The 14,648-nt window shown below is 73.2% G+C and carries 13 protein-coding genes and 1 riboswitch; of the genes, 9 read left to right on the forward strand and 4 right to left on the reverse strand.

Translation table 11 applies throughout. The features are described from left to right. Nucleotides 1–21: 21 nt before the first annotated feature. A riboswitch (guanidine-III (ykkC-III) riboswitch) is annotated at nt 22–88 on the reverse strand. 91 nt (nt 89–179) lie between these two features. From ACLQ2S_RS04605 to pspM, 7 genes are all read left to right on the forward strand, one after another. Further along, a complete protein-coding gene (locus tag ACLQ2S_RS04605; RefSeq protein ID WP_425701176.1) occupies nt 180–1,103 on the forward strand; it encodes an ornithine cyclodeaminase family protein in 924 nt (307 codons plus the stop codon). 55 nt (nt 1,104–1,158) lie between these two features. Then, nucleotides 1,159–2,643 (forward strand): 30S ribosomal protein S12 methylthiotransferase RimO, encoded by a 1,485-nt coding sequence (gene rimO / locus ACLQ2S_RS04610; RefSeq protein WP_425701177.1) that lies wholly within the window; start codon nt 1,159–1,161, stop codon nt 2,641–2,643. 71 nt (nt 2,644–2,714) lie between these two features. After that, the gene (gene pgsA / locus ACLQ2S_RS04615; RefSeq protein WP_425701178.1) at nt 2,715–3,308 is read left to right on the forward strand and encodes a CDP-diacylglycerol--glycerol-3-phosphate 3-phosphatidyltransferase; all 594 of its coding nucleotides are present in this window, start codon (nt 2,715–2,717) and stop codon (nt 3,306–3,308) included. A gap of 64 nt (nt 3,309–3,372) precedes the next feature. Beyond that, nucleotides 3,373–3,882, forward strand: coding sequence for a CinA family protein (locus tag ACLQ2S_RS04620; protein WP_230462346.1), 510 nt, complete (start codon nt 3,373–3,375; stop codon nt 3,880–3,882). A gap of 240 nt (nt 3,883–4,122) precedes the next feature. After that, a complete protein-coding gene (locus tag ACLQ2S_RS04625) occupies nt 4,123–4,584 on the forward strand; it encodes a helix-turn-helix domain-containing protein (protein ID WP_155215637.1) in 462 nt (153 codons plus the stop codon). Between the two features lie 180 nt (nt 4,585–4,764). Further along, nucleotides 4,765–5,625: a PspA/IM30 family protein gene (locus ACLQ2S_RS04630; RefSeq protein WP_425701179.1), complete on the forward strand. Its 861-nt coding sequence runs from the start codon at nt 4,765–4,767 to the stop codon at nt 5,623–5,625. A gap of 23 nt (nt 5,626–5,648) precedes the next feature. Further along, a complete protein-coding gene (gene pspM / locus ACLQ2S_RS04635) occupies nt 5,649–6,431 on the forward strand; it encodes a phage shock envelope stress response protein PspM (protein ID WP_425701180.1) in 783 nt (260 codons plus the stop codon). 30 nt (nt 6,432–6,461) lie between these two features. Here pspM and ACLQ2S_RS04640 read toward each other — a convergent pair whose 3' ends face one another. Continuing rightward, nucleotides 6,462–10,247 carry a hypothetical protein gene (locus ACLQ2S_RS04640; protein ID WP_425701181.1) on the reverse strand — a complete coding sequence of 1,262 codons (3,786 nt, stop codon included), beginning with the start codon at nt 10,245–10,247 and terminating at the stop codon, nt 6,462–6,464. A 240-nt stretch (nt 10,248–10,487) separates the two neighbouring features. Continuing rightward, complete coding sequence (locus tag ACLQ2S_RS04645) at nt 10,488–11,291, reverse strand: DNA-formamidopyrimidine glycosylase family protein (RefSeq protein ID WP_425701182.1); 804 nt, start codon at nt 11,289–11,291, stop codon at nt 10,488–10,490. A 110-nt stretch (nt 11,292–11,401) separates the two neighbouring features. Between ACLQ2S_RS04645 and ACLQ2S_RS04650 the strand changes: the two genes are divergently transcribed. Continuing rightward, entirely contained in the window at nt 11,402–12,604 is a 1,203-nt protein-coding gene (locus ACLQ2S_RS04650) for a hypothetical protein (RefSeq protein WP_425701183.1), read from the forward strand. A 75-nt stretch (nt 12,605–12,679) separates the two neighbouring features. Here ACLQ2S_RS04650 and ACLQ2S_RS04655 read toward each other — a convergent pair whose 3' ends face one another. Both ACLQ2S_RS04655 and ACLQ2S_RS04660 read right to left on the reverse strand, forming a co-directional pair. Then, nucleotides 12,680–12,922, reverse strand: coding sequence for a CPCC family cysteine-rich protein (locus tag ACLQ2S_RS04655; protein ID WP_309222839.1), 243 nt, complete (start codon nt 12,920–12,922; stop codon nt 12,680–12,682). Nucleotides 12,923–12,926: 4 nt separating this feature from the next. Then, complete coding sequence (locus ACLQ2S_RS04660) at nt 12,927–13,823, reverse strand: SAM hydrolase/SAM-dependent halogenase family protein (RefSeq protein ID WP_309222921.1); 897 nt, start codon at nt 13,821–13,823, stop codon at nt 12,927–12,929. 190 nt (nt 13,824–14,013) lie between these two features. Here ACLQ2S_RS04660 and ACLQ2S_RS04665 point away from each other — a divergent pair, with 190 nt between their 5' ends. Then, a complete protein-coding gene (locus ACLQ2S_RS04665; RefSeq protein WP_155215624.1) occupies nt 14,014–14,634 on the forward strand; it encodes a hypothetical protein in 621 nt (206 codons plus the stop codon). Nucleotides 14,635–14,648: the final 14 nt, after the last annotated feature.

Genomic DNA, 14,648 nt, shown 5'->3' on the forward strand with positions numbered 1-14,648 from the left:
GCCGGGGCGAGTCGGTCATCACACGGGGCGTCTTGGCCTCACCGGGTACGCCCACGACTCGTCCGGGACGGCCACGCGGGCCGCCGGATCGAACGTAACAGCAGCGCAGTGAGAACCGCGCGGTGAGGCCGATCACCCGGGATAGACCTCAAGCCCGCTTCAAGCTGCACCATGGACCGGTGACCGTGCTCATCTCCGATTCGGAGGTCGCCGCCGCGCTGGACGCCGCGACCTCGGTGGACGCGATGCGTCAGGCCCTGCTCGCCGGGTACGACGGGCAGCTCGTCGCACCGCCCCGGGCCGCCGCGTCGCTCGGCACCGGCCGGATGGTGCTCACCGCCGGGCACCTGGTCGGGCAGTGGTACGGCTACCGGGCGTACGACACGTTCGGGCATCCGGAGGCCGAGCAGGTGGTGGTGCTGCACGACGGCCGGTCCGGCGCGGTGCGGGCCGTGGCCGTGGGGGAGGAGCTGGGCTCGCGGCGTACCGGCGCGCTGGGCGGGGTGGCGGTGGCCACGCTGGCCCGCCCGGACGCCGCCACCGTCGGCGTGATCGGCTCCGGTGGACAGGCGTGGACCCAGGTCTGGGCCGCCGCCGCCGTGCGACGCCTGCGCGAGGTGACGGTGCACAGCCGGTCGGCCGCGCGGCGGGAGGCGTTCGCCGCCCGGGTGCGGGCTGAACTCGGTATCCCGGCCCGAGCCGTGGGGACCGCCCGGGAAGCGGTCCGCGACCGGGACGTGGTGGTGCTGGCCACGACCAGCGTGACACCGGTGCTGGACGCCGCCGACCTGTGTCCCGGCACGCACGTCAACGCGGTCGGCTTCAAGCAGGTGGACCGCGCGGAGTTCGGCACCGACCTGCTCGACGCCGCGGCCGTGCTGGTCAGTGACTCGGTGCCGCAGGCGATGTCGTACGCCCCGCCGATGCTCGCCGCGCAGCCGCCGTACGCCTCCCGGTTGCGTGACCTGGCAGCGGTGCTGGCCGGCACGGCACCCGGTCGGACCAGCGCGGACCAGATCTCGCTCTTCTGCTCGGTGGGTCTGGCCGGTACCGAGGTCTTCCTGCTCGATCGCGTGGTCCGGATCCTCGCCACGGCGGGGTAGGCCGCCCGCCCATACCGCCGTCGCCGGTGCGGGCATCGTCGCCCGGTACCCTCGGATGGTGTCTGCCACCTCCTCGCCTTCCCCTGATGGTCGCCGGGTCGCGCTGTTGACGTTGGGCTGCGCCCGCAACGAGGTCGACTCGGAGGAGTTGGCCGCCCGACTGCACGCCGACGGCTGGCAGGTGACCACCGACGGCGAGGGTGCCGACGTGGTGGTCGTTAACACCTGCGGGTTCGTGGAGAAGGCCAAGCAGGACTCCATCCAGACGCTGCTGGCCGCCGCCGACACCGGGGCCAAGGTGGTCGCCGCCGGTTGCATGGCCGAGCGGTACGGCCGGGAACTGGCCGACAGCCTCCCCGAGGCGCAGGCGGTGCTCAGCTTCGACGACTACCCCGACATCGCCGCCCGGCTGGACGCGGTGGTCTCCGGCCGGGAGATCGCCGCACACACCCCACGCGATCGTCGGGAGCTGCTGCCGCTGACGCCGGTCGCCCGGCGGGACAGCGCGGTGTCGGTGCCGGGGCACGGCCGCGCCGATGTCGACGAGCACACCCCGGCGCACCTGCGTCCGGTGCTGCGTCGCCGACTGGACACCGGCCCGGTGGCCTCGTTGAAGTTGGCCAGCGGCTGCGACCGCCGGTGCGCGTTCTGTGCGATCCCCGCCTTCCGGGGTGCTTTCGTCTCCCGCACCCCCGACGAACTACTGGCCGAGGCCGAGTGGCTGGCCAAGAGCGGCGTCCGGGAACTCGTGCTGGTCAGCGAGAACTCCACCTCCTACGGCAAGGATCTGGGTGACCCCCGGGCGCTGGAGAAGCTGCTGCCGCAGCTCGCCGCCGTCGACGGCATCGTCCGGGTCCGGGCCAGCTACCTCCAACCGGCCGAGACCCGGCCCGGACTGATCGAGGCGATCGCCGGTACGCCGGGCGTGGCACCGTACTTCGACCTGTCGTTCCAGCATTCCAGCGAGCCGGTGCTGCGCCGGATGCGTCGTTTCGGCTCCACCGACCGTTTCCTCGATCTGCTCGCCACCGCCCGGAAGCTGGCACCGGAGGCCGGGGCACGCAGCAACTTCATCGTCGGGTTCCCCGGTGAGACCCGGCACGACGTCGACGAGCTGGTGCGCTTCCTCACCGAGGCCCGCCTCGACGCGATCGGCGTCTTCGACTACAGCGACGAGGACGGCACCGAGGCGGCCGGTCTGCCGGGCAAGGTCTCCGCCGCCACCATCAAACGCCGGTACGACAAACTCAGCGCGCTGGCTGACGAGCTGTGTTCGCAGCGGGCCGAGGATCGGCTCGGCTCGACGGTGGAGGTGCTCGTCGACTCGGTCGACGGCGGGATCGTCGAGGGGCGGGCCGCGCACCAGGCACCGGAGGTGGACGGCTCGACCACGCTCGTCGCGCCGGACGGCGGCGGCGTCGACCTGGCCGCCCTGCGCCCCGGCGACCTGGTCCGGGCCACGGTTACCGGCACCGAGGGAGTGGACCTGCTCGCCGTGCCGGACGAGATGATTTCCGCCGCGCCCGGCGCGGCGCGGTGACGGTGGGTCGGGACGAGGCGGAGGAGGCACGAGGTGCGGTGCCGGGTGCGCCAGGCGAGCGGGGCGATTCGATGACGGGGGCGACGGAGTCGCCGCCGGCGCCGGTGGTGGCCCGGGTGCCCGTGGTCAACGCCGCCAACGCCCTGACCGCGCTGCGGCTGGTGCTCGTGCCGGTCTTCGCCGCCTCGGTGGTGATGTCCGGGATGACGCACGCCGGATGGCAGATCATCGCCTGCGTCGTCTTCGCCGTGGCCTCGGTCACGGATCTGGTCGACGGGTGGATCGCCCGCAGGTTCGGGCTGGTCACCGCCGTGGGCAAGGTGGCCGACCCGATCGCCGACAAGGCGCTCACCGGTGCCGCGCTGCTGCTGTTGTCGTGGTACGACCGGTTGCCGTGGTGGGTGACGGTGGTCATCCTGGCGCGGGAACTGGGCATCACGGCGCTGAGGTTCTGGGTGATCCGCCGGGGCGTGATCGCCGCGAGCCGGGGCGGAAAGATCAAGACTGCCCTCCAGATACTGGCCATCACCTGGTACCTGTGGCCGATGCCGGCCGTCCTGTCCCCGATCGGTCCCTGGATCATGGGCGCGGCGGTGGTGGTCACCCTCGTCACGGGGCTGGACTACATCGCCCAGGCCACCCGACTGCGCCGCACCCAGCGGTAGGAAACGGTCGGGGCCCCCGGCGTGTGACGCGTAGACCGTGCCCGGGCCGGGAAGGATGCAGATCATGGGTGTGCGAGAGGCCGAAGGTTCGATGGGTGCCGCGGCGGCTGGCGTGGTGCACCGCCTCGCCGAGCGGGGGGAGACGTTCGCCAGCGTCGAGTCGCTGACCGGAGGGCTGTTGGCGGCGACGGTGGTGGAGATCGCCGGAGCGAGCGCCGCCTACCGGGGTGGGCTGGTGGTCTACGCCACCGAGCTGAAGGAACGGCTGGCCGACGTGCCCGCAGACCTGCTGGCCGAGCGTGGCCCGGTCGACGCCGATGTGGCTAAGGCGCTCGCCGAGGGCGGGCGGCGTCGCTGCGGCGCCGACTGGGGCGTGGCCACCACCGGGGTGGCCGGGCCGGAGCCACAGGACGGCAAGCCGGTCGGGCTGGTCTTCGTCGCGGTCGCCGGCCCGAACACCACCGAGGTACGGCAACTCGATCTCCACGGCGGTCGTGACCAGATCCGGGGTGCCGCCGTGACCGAGGCGCTGCGTCTGCTGGCCGACCACATCCAGGTTTCCGACGCCCCCTGACCTCGCTGTCGCTGATCCACGTCGCCGCTGGTCGGTGGGCCGGTGGCCGCCGCCGTCGCGGCCTGTCGCAGGGCCAGACGGTGAGCCGTCGGGCCGAGCGGGCGGCGGCGGCTGTGGGAAGACCGGGCGGGGCGGGATGTCGCGGCGGCGCGCAGCGGGTACCGTTGCGGGAAGGCTCCGACAGCCGGTGCTTGCGCAGACCGGTCGGCCGGGCGAACTGTGTCCCTCAGGGGAGGTGCGATGGTCCTGCTACGCCGGGTGATCGGTGACGCACTACGGGCGCGCCGGCAGGGGCAGCACCGCACGCTGCGCGAGGTCTCGTCCGCAGCCAACGTCAGTCTGGGCTACCTGTCGGAGATCGAACGCGGCCAGAAGGAAGCCTCCAGCGAACTGCTCGCGGCGATCTGCGACGCGCTGGGCGCCCGCCTCTCCGAGCTGTTGCGCGAGGTCAGCGACACGGTCGCGATCGCCGAGCAGCTGCCGGGTGTGCTGGTGCCGGTGCAGGACGAGTCGGCCGAGTCGACGCCGGTCGCCGCCCCGGCCGTGCACAAGGCCACCGGTCGAGGCGTACGCCAGGTCACCTCGGATGGCAACGTCGCCGTCTCCGTGCGGCAGGAGTCGCCGCTCAAGGCCACGCTGCGCAGCACCCGGGTGCGGACGACCTCCGAGCGCCCCGACCGGGACGTGGTCTGCGCCGCCTGAGCCCTGCGGTCGATGGTCGAGGTAGCTCCCGCCGCGTAGGGTTGATCGCAGACGTCCCCTCTCGCCGGTACGGACGCCGCGTTGGCATCCGGCTGGGACGATGGTTTCACCATCGCCGGTAAGCGAGGCGGTCACCGGGTGGGGCAGGCACAGCGACGTGATTGAGGGGATACCGCGGAGATGGCGAACCCGTTCGTCAAGGGGTGGAAGTACCTGATGGCGCTCTTCGGCGCCCGTATCGACGAGCACGCCGACCCGAAGGTGCAGCTCCAGCAGGCCATCGACGAGGCCCACCGGCAGCACCAGGCGCTCGTCCAGCAGGCCGCCGCGGTGATCGGCAACCAGCGTCAGCTGGAGATGAAGCTGTCCCGGCAGATGTCCGACGTCGAGCGGTTGCAGGCCAACGCGCGTCAGGCGCTCGTGCTGGCCGACCAGGCTCGGGCCAAGGGCGACGAGGCCGAGGCCGGGCGGTACGAGCAGTCCGCACAGACCCTGGCCACCCAGCTCGTCTCCGCCGAACAGTCCGCCGAGGACCTGAAGACCCTGCACGACCAGGCACTGGCCGCCGCCGGGCAGGCCCGTCGGGCGGTGGAGAACAATTCCATGATCCTCCAGCAGAAGCTTGCCGAGCGCGCCAAACTGCTCAGCCAGCTGGAGCAGGCCAAGATGCAGGAGAGCGTCGCCGCCTCGCTGGAGTCGATGTCGGCGCTCACCGCTCCCGGCAGCACGCCCACCCTCGACGAGGTGCGCGAGCGCATCGAGCGCCGCTACGCGAACGCCATGGGCCGCGCCGAGCTGGCCGGTAACTCGGCCGAGGGTCGGATGCTGGAGATCCAGAAGGCGACCCTGGACTCCGCCGGCTCCGCCCGGCTGGACCAGATCCGCGCCAGCATGGCCGGCGACCAACTGGGCGCGGGTGCCGACCGGGAGGCCGTCGCCGATCAGCCGACCTCGGCCGACCCGGCGGTGGCCCGGCTCGACGAGATCCGCGCCAGCATGAGCCGTGAGCGCGGCACGGGCGGCAGCACGGCCGCCGGCTGAGTGGCGAGATCGAGGAGGCGACGGTGGCAGCGGACGAGCGCACCCGGTACTTCCGCCGGCTGAGCAGGCTGCGCGGTTCCGCCCGCCGGTGGAGTGTGCTGGCCGGTGGGCTCGGCGGTGCGACGGCGGTGCTGACCCCGTACGCGGGGATCGGTCTTGCCGACGCGGCCTGGGCCGCCGCCGCGGGCGCGGCCACCGCGCTGGCCGCCTGGCGTTGGGTGGATCTACGTGCCCTCGCCGCCCAACCCGCCCCGCCGCCGCTCGACCCGGCCCAGGTCGCCGCCCGCAACCGGGCCCGCCTGGTAGCCGCCGTGGAACGACTCCCGGCCGGGGCGGGTGTGCTCGCCGAGGTGCGTCGGGTCCGCTCCCGCTCCGCGCTGCGCGGCACCGCGGCGGCCCAGCCGTGGCAGCGGCTGGACCGGGCCGCCGCCGCAATGAACTCGATGACGGGTCGGCTGACCGGTCTCGCCGAGCCGGCCGTCGCCGAGGCCGCCGCCGCCGAACAGTCGCTGCGCGAGTTGGCCGACCGGGTGGCCAGCGTGGAACGCGCGCTACGGCTGGCTCCGGCTGACGCGAAGCCTCCGCTGGTCGAGGCGCACCGGGCGTTGGCCGGGCAACTGGAGACGGGAGTGGCGGCGTACGAGCGACTGGTGGTCGCCGCCGCCGGCTACCTCGCCGAGGAGTACCGCCCCGACACCGAACACCCGGCCGCCACCCGGCTCACCGAGGCCACGGATCTCCTCCACGGTTTCGCCTCCGCCCTGTCGGAGCTGCGTACCGTCTCCCGCCCCGCACCGTCGCGCTGACCCACCACCCGGTGGCGGGTGACCGGACGGTCAGGGTGGGGTGGTGACGGGGACGGTGCCGGTGTACGCGGAGGTGCCGACCACGTTGAACGAGCGCACCCGGTAGTGGTAGGTGACGCCCCGGGCCAGGCCGGTGTTGGTGAAACCGCGCCCGTTGACGGTGAACGTGGCCATCTCCCGGGTGAACGCCGGATCCAGCGCCCGTTCCACGGTGAATCCAGCGCCCGGGCCGGCGGGTGTGCTCGCCGACCAGCTCAGCACCACCGTCGCGGTGTCCGGCCCCGGGGCGGTGACAGCCACGGTGACCGAGGTCGGTGTGCCGGGTGTGGGCGGGGTGGTCACCGTCGCCAGCGGGGACCAGGGGGAGGCGGCACCCAGGTAGGTGGTGCGTACCCGGTAGTAGTAGGTGGTGTCGGGCGCGACCGCCGAGTCCAGGTGGCTGTCGCCGACGCTGATCGCGGTGGTGCCCGGTCCGCTGGTGAAGGTCGGGTTGGTCGCCCGTTGCACGTCGATGCCGGTGGTGAAGGAGTTGTTGGTCCAGCGCAGCGCCACCCGCAGCGGTGCGGCGGGTGGCACCGTCGCGGTCAGCTTGGCCGGCGCGGTGAGCTGTACCGAGGCGGGAACGCTGTTCGACCAGGTGGAGCAGCCGGCCGCGTTCTCGGCGCGGATGCGGTAGTGGTAGGTGACCCCGGGCGTGACGGTGGCGTCGGTGTAGCGGGTCGCGGTGGCCGCCACGGTGATGCTGGTCAGCCCGTTCGTGAAGGTCGCGTCGGTGGCTCGTTGCAGCAGGTGGCTGGTGGCCGGTGGGCGGCTGCCGTTTCCGGTCCAGGCGAGGGCGATCGCCGGTAGCGCGGTCGCCGAGCCCGGTGCCGGTTCGGCGGTGAGGCCGGTGGGTGCCCGGGGCGAGACCCGGACCACCAGTGGTCGGGTCATGCCCTGGTCCCGCAGGCCCAGCGCGGCACTGCCCCAGCGGTACTCCCAGCCCAGGTTGACCAGCTGGTTGACCACCGACGCGGGTCGCCCGTCGATCGGGCTGATCGGGGCGGAGTCGAGACTGACGCCGGCCGGTCGGGCCGGGTCGAGCAGCCGTGCGCTGTCGCCGATCTTGAATGGCAGGGCCGGTGCCTCAGGGCGCAGCGCGAGCAGCACGTCCTCTCCCGGATCCACCCGCACCACCTGTTTCCAGCCGAGTTCGGCGGGGTGTGGCGGCCGGATCGTGCCGTCCCGGCCGACCCGGCCGACCACCTGGACGTCCAGCCCGTCGAACCGCACCGGATGGCTCTGCCGTCCGGTGCCGCGTACCCGCCAGAGCTGGCTGCCGTCGCCCGGCGTGCCGACCGCCAGGGCCGGATCGCTGGCGTGTACCACCTCGGTCGCCGGTTCGGCGGGACCGAGCGGCAGGGTGGTCTCGCCGCGGGTACCGCCGTGCGGGTGGGCCACGGCGAGTCGACCGGTCAGCCTGCCGTACTCGGGCTCGAAGACCTGCCGTACGGACTTGACGACCAGTGGCAGACGCACCGGCGTGCCACCGGGTGGGGTGAACTCGACGGCGGTGGCGTGCACCGGGATCCGGGTGGGGGCGCTGGTGGTGCCGAAGCAGGGGTCGTAGGCCGGTTGCGGGACGACCGGGGGGCGCTGGCTGGCCGCGTACGCGCCGGGCAACCGCTCCCGCAGCCGGTCGAGGTCGTACGGTGCGGCAGGGGTGCCGGTCACCCGGATCTGCAGCACGGTGCGCGTGTTCGGGCCGTACCCGGGCAGGGTGGGCGGCGCGCCGCCCTCGTCCCGGCGGTCCGGCCCGTCGGTGTGGTGGTCGTAGCGGGGGTCGAAGCAGGGCAGCGGGGCGGGGCAGTCGTTGTAGAGGATCAGGGTGGTGCCGGGGTCGACGGTGGCGAAATCCACCAGCACGTCGGCCCGTTCGCCGGGGGCGAGCAGCAGCGCGTGACCGTCGACGTTGAGCACGGTCGGGTCGCGTCGGTCGTAGCGGAAGCCGATCGGCCGGTTCGGCACGACCACGGGCGCCGGTAGCAGGCCGCACTCGTTGCCGATCCTGATCATCTGGGGGCCGGTCGCCGCCGGGTCCGGCACCCCGCCGGGTCGCCCGTCGGTGGGCCACTCCGCGGGCCGGCCCGGGGCGCGTACCGCCTCGACCATCGGCACCTCACCGGCGGCGGCGTCGGCCGGTCGGCCGTCCGGCGTCCACATCGGCGCGTCCGAGGCGGCCCGGTACAGCTGGAGGTTGAGCCAGCGGTCGGGGCAGGCGTTGAGGACGCGCCACCGGTAGAGCTTCGGCTGCACCTCCAGGTACGGGTACGCGGCGCCGTTGACCAGGATCGTGTCGCCGTACGCGGCGGGCACCGCGCTCGGGTGCGGCACGCCGGGGGCTTCCGGGGGCTCGTCCGGATCGGTGACCGGGTCGTGGTGCGGGTTGGGTACGGCGGCGGCGGGTGCGTCGGGGTCGACCGTGACGGCGGTACGCGACCAGGGCCCGTAGTCCCACCGGCCGGTCGGGTTGCGCCCGTCGCGGCGGTACGGGTTCTGGCGCGACTGGTAGACGTGCGGATGCCAGAGGGATCCTCGGGCACCCCAACGGTCCCGGTCCCAGGTCGGGTCCTGCGCGGCGAGCTGGGCGTCGTCCGGCACGAACGTCTTGTCCTCGAAGACCAGCGGCAGCTGCTCGGCCGGCAGCGTCCCTTCGGCGATCAAGCGCTCCTGCACGTCGTCGGTGAGCAGGTACAACGCGACCTGGCCGGAGTAGACGGTCAGCCGTGACAACCCCACGGTGTGGTCGTGGAACCAGAGCAGCCGACCGCTCTGGTCGTTGGGGTAGTAGAGGGTGGTGGCGCCCCGGCCCGGGTGCGGCATGTCCGGCACGTGGGCCAGACCGGCACCGGTGGGGTAAGGGGTGATCTCCCCGGTCGGAGTGATCCACTGCCACGGGTTGCCGGCACTGATCCAGCCGGTCCGCGCACCGCAGAGGTGCAGCACCGCCCGGTTCTGCGGGTAGGGCGCCGGTCCGTCGATGGGGCCCGGACCCGCGCCGGGCACCGTCGGGTCGACCGGCAGGAAGAGGTCACCGGCCGGTCCGGCGGGTAGCTGGTTGATGAACTTGACGCGTACCGGCCGGTCGCGGCGGGCCAGCACCACCGGACCGAGGTGCCAGGGCCGCCGGGGCGGGACGATCGTGTTGTGCCCGTCCGCGTCGGTGCCCAGGTTGAGCTGACGGTAACCGCGCAGCCGGGTCGGCGGTAGGTCCCGGTGCAGCCGCTGGGTGTACTCCTGGAGCCCGATCTCGTAGTAGTCGCAGCCGGGGTAGGTGATGGTGTCGGGCACGGCAACCGGCAGGTGGGCGCCGAGTGGGGTACGTCCCAGTGGACCGAGGCCGGGCAGCGGGTCGACGAACTTGCGTAGCCCGGTACCGGTCTTCACCTGGCCGTTCTCGTCGTGGACGGGCAGCGGGCTGTAGGCGTGGTTCGGCACCGGACCGAAGCAGCGGGGCACCGCCGCCGGATCGAGACTGGCCAGTGTGAGGGCTGCCGCCTGCGGTGACGCGGGCGGTCGCCGTACCGGGGAGGTCACGGCGGTGGAGCCCGATCCGGTCGACTCGTCCGGTCCGGCGGTGGCCTTGCGCCCGGCGGTGGCCTTGGGCCTGGCCGGGGCGTCCGGCTCGGTGGTGGGATTGGTGCCAGGCTGGGCGGGGGTGGCGTGTTCCGTGTCCTGACCGGTTCGGGCGGTGGGGACGGCGCTCGGCGGTCCCGACTTGTCGGTACGGGCGGCGCGGTCCAGCCAGGTCGACCGGAGTCTGCGGAACACGGCCATGGCTCTCCCGGTGATCGGGGCGCGACGGCCACCACCCCGACGTGGCGGCGCGGACGCGCGTACTGACGTTCCGTGAGCCCTCAACCGCAGCATGCGACGTGAGGTGGCCGGTTAGGAAGTCCCCTTTCGTGCCATTCTGCCGAGCTGACGGTGTGTCACCGTCGCCACGCCGCGTTCCTCGCGTCACCACCCGTGCCATCGGCTGTCACCGGCCCAGACCGCCGCGTGGAAGATGCCCCCTCAGGTCCGGTCCCCGGGTTGGCAGGTGGGGCACCAGTAGGTGACCCGTTCCCCCAGGTCCTCCTTGCGTACCGGGGTGCCGCAGCGTCGGCACTGCTGCGCCCGTCGCCCGTAGACGTAGCTGGTCCGGCCGCGTATGAGCGAACCGGTGGTGCTCTGCGTCCAGCGTCCCCGGTTGGCGGCCAGCAGCTTCTGCGCCAGGGTCACCAGGGCGACGAGGTCGGGCACCTCCCGCACCGGGGTGCGGGGGTGGATGCCGCGCAGGAACAGCACCTCGCACTTGTAGAGGTTGCCGATGCCGGCCAGGTTGCGCTGGTCGAGCAGGGCCACACCGATCGGGGTGTCCGGCCCGGCGGCGAGTCGGGCGACGGCCTCGGCCGGATCCCAGTCGGTGCCGAGCAGGTCGGGACCGAGATGGCCGACGAGGTGCGGCTCGTCGACGGTGGGCACCAGCGCCACCTCGTGCAGGTGGTATCCGACGGCGGTCGCGGTCGGGGCGCGCAGCACCACCCGGATCAGGTGTGCCGGCCGGGCCGTCCAACGCTCCCCGGGGGCGTACGCCCGCCAGGTGCCGTCCATCCGCAGGTGCGAGTGCAGCGTCCAGCGCGGCTCGCCGACGTCGGCGGGAGCCTCCAGCCGCAGCAGCAGGTGCTTGCCCCGGCTCGCGCTCTCGCGTACCGCCCAGCCGGAGAGGTCGGTGGTGGCCAGCGCGGGCACCCGGAAGTCGCTGCCGGTCAGCCGCGCGCCGACCAGCGCGCGTTCCAGGACGCGGGCGGTGTTCCAGACGGTGTCGCCTTCGGGCACGGCCCCATTGTTCCCCACCCGAGTGCAATTCATGTGTATCGCTATTTGTATGACGCTTTTATTCGATCTACTGATATAGGCACTATCGGGGAGTTCTGAGGAGAATGCTGATGAATCATCCCCGTGTTTCCGTCCTGGCCGTCATCGTGGCCGCCGTCCTCGTCGTCGCCCTGCACCCGAGCTCCGCCTCCTCGGCCGCTCCGGCCGACCGATGGAGTGTCAGCCTGTCGGCCGTCGACGCTGACGACGTCAACGTGCGACACACCCGCGCGGGCCTGCGCCTGGCCGATGCCCGGCCACCGGGCGCACCAGCCCGACGCAGTGCTGTCGCCGAGGGCATGCTGGTGGTCGCACCGCGAACCCTCAGCCGCCCGGCCAACCGGATCCGGGCCGAGATCACCGCCGCCGCCCGGCCCGGTGCCACCGCGACCGTCCAGGTCCGGGGCTGGCGGACGACCGGCTGGACCGAGTGGCGTGACGCCACGCCCGCAGCCGTCTTCGACCAGCCGGTCCGCCGGGTGCAGGCCCGGGTGGTGCTCACCGGCAGCCGCGCCGGTGCCAGCGCCGAGGTTCGCGCCGTCCGGCTCACCGCCGACACCGCAGCCGTTACCACCGCCGCCACCCCGGGCCTGACCTACCGGGTGTTCGCGACCCGGATCGGACTGGTCGGCGAGGTGACCGCCAACGGGCACACGGTCCGCGCCCGGGACCACTTCGTGGCGCTGCCCTCCCGCCGAGGGCTGTCCCCACGCAACACCGGCGACTACACCGTGCGGGTCTGCACCACCACCGGAAGTCGCTGCGAGTACGCCCCGGTCTGGGACGTAGGCCCGTGGAACACCCGTGACGACTACTGGAACATCAGCGGAGTGCGGGAGAACTGGAAGGCCCTACCGCAGGGCAGGCCGCAGGCGCAGGCCGCCTACCAGGACGGCTACAACGGCGGGCGGGACCAGTTCGGTCGGGTGGTGCTCAACCCGGCCGGCATCGACCTGGCCGACGGGACGTTCTGGGACGGTTTGCAGCTGACCACGAACGCCTGGGTCGACGTGGCGTACCTGTGGACCGGCACCGGTTCCCGTGGCGTGGTCGGCGACGGGCCGCTGACCGTGCGGACCGGCCCCGGCACCAGTTACCAGTCCCGGGGTCTGGCGGCCCAGTACGCCAGCGTGCCGATCCAGTGTTACGTCACCGGGCAGACGATCGTCGGGCCGTACCGCACCACCAACCGGTGGAACCGTCTGACCAGCGGGCAGTTCGTCAGCCACGCGTACATCTCGACGGTCTGGGGTCCGGCGGTGCCGCCCTGCTGAGACCGGCACCGTGAGCCGGGTCGGTGTCCTCCCACGCCGGCCCGGCTCGCCCGGCATGCCGGTGCCCGCGTCGGCTCAGGGCATCTCGTCCGCCCGCGGTGCCCGCACCAGTTCCTGGTACCGGGGGTGACAGGCGCCGTAGACGGCGAAGTTGAGGCGTGCGTGGGACAGGCTCAGGTCACCGTTCGCCCTGCCGCGTACGACGTCCGCGTCGGCATCGGACTGGCCGTCATCTGTCCAGAAGCAGACCGGGCAGGTGCCCCCACCGGTCCGGTAGGTGCAGCAGGGACAAGCGGCGGGAACCCAGCGATCATCCACCTTGTCAGCTTTCCACAGTAGACACTTCATCCGTGTTGTCCGGCAGCGCCCCCACGACGCCGCAAGCCCGGACCCGCAGCAGCGTACCCGGGACCACCGCGAGAAGCGCGGCGGCGTGTCCACCGTTGACCGACAGGGCCACCCGGTCGGCCGAGTCGGCGTGCGCCACCAGGGCACCCACCGGGGCGTCGCCGAACGTACGCCCGTGCACCGCCTCCCGTTCCCGCCCGTCGACACCCGTCGGGCCACTCCCACCGGTCTCGGGCCGTACCCGGACCCGCGCCGGCAACGGCTCCAGCAGGTCGGCCGGAGCGGCCAACTGGACGTTGCCGAAATGGTCCACCGTCAGCACCTCGGCGACGAAACCGTCCGGCAGTCGGCGGACCAGCGGTGCGGGCAGCCGTACCAGCGAATCCGGGTCGACCGCCGGGCCTGCCTCGGCCAGCGGGGCACCGAGGGCCAGGCGGGCCGCGACCGGTGCGAAGACGTCCCGCCCGTGGAAGGTCGCCGACACCCGGGGCGCCAGCCAGCGTGGGTTGGTCAGCTCCACCGCCCCGGTCACCCCGCCGAGCGCCTCGGCGGCGTCGAGCAGCAGGCCGTTGTCGGGGCCCACCAGCATTCCCGCGCAGGTGGCCAGCGCGATGGCCCGGCGGTTCGTGCCGACCCCCGGGTCGACCACCGCCACGTGCACCCCCGGCGGCAGGTGCGGCACCGTCTGTGCCAGCACCGTAGCGCCACGCCGGATGTCACCCGGCGGGACCAGGTGGGTCACATCGATGATCCGCAGCTGTGGCGCGAGGCGGGCGATCACCCCGTGGCAGGCCGCCACGAAACCGTCGGCGAGACCGTAGTCGGTGGTCAGCGAGACGACCCCGGCCGGTGCCGGGAACTCACGGTCGATGCTGCTGGTCACGGCACCGGATCGTACGCCCGCAGCGGCCACCACGGACGGGTGATGGGGCCGCCCAGCACAATGGAGCCACTCGGCCGATGCCGTCGACGCCGGGGCGGTGCCCGATGCCGGATAGTCGACAGCATGGCTGGCCGACCGGCCACTGCCTGCGGCGCGCCCCGGTTGGCACACTGCCCAGGTGAGCCACCGGATTCTGCCAGCCGTCGCCCTACTCGTGGTCACCGTCGCCCTGACCGCCTGCGGGGCGGACCGGGACGACCCGCAGGCCGCCGCACCGACCCCGTCGGTGGTCGTACCGCCGGTGGAGCCGTCCCCGACGAGTGACCCGGACGCCGTGCCCACCGGCGACGCGAGCCCGGCCGCACCCGCCACGTCGAGCCCGGCCGCACCGGGCAACGCCACCGCACGACCGACGACCGCCGGTCCGGAGGCGGGCGGTACGACCGAGCGGCGACCGCCGAGCCCGCCGCCCGTGGTGCTGCCACCGCGTCAGGCCGGCGCACCGACCGGTCGGGAGGTCGTGGCGGCCTTCCGGGCGGCCGGTCTCAAGGCGGCCAACGCCCGGGACCGGTCCATCGACTGTGGACCGGACGGATTGGGACTGGGCTGCTCCGAGATCGTCACGACCGACCAGGTGACCGTCTACGTCTTCCCCGACGAGAGCAGCGCCGACGACCTGGCCGAGCGGTGGAGCGGTGCCGCCTACCGCAGCGGCACCGTGGTGCTGAACTACCTGGAGGCGAAGACCCCGCCCGCTGAGCGTCCCCGCTACGAGAAGGTCCTCGACACCCTCCGCTGACCGTCCGCCCTCGT

Source organism: Micromonospora sp. DT48, assembly GCF_049844495.1.
Lineage (GTDB): Bacteria > Actinomycetota > Actinomycetes > Mycobacteriales > Micromonosporaceae > Micromonospora.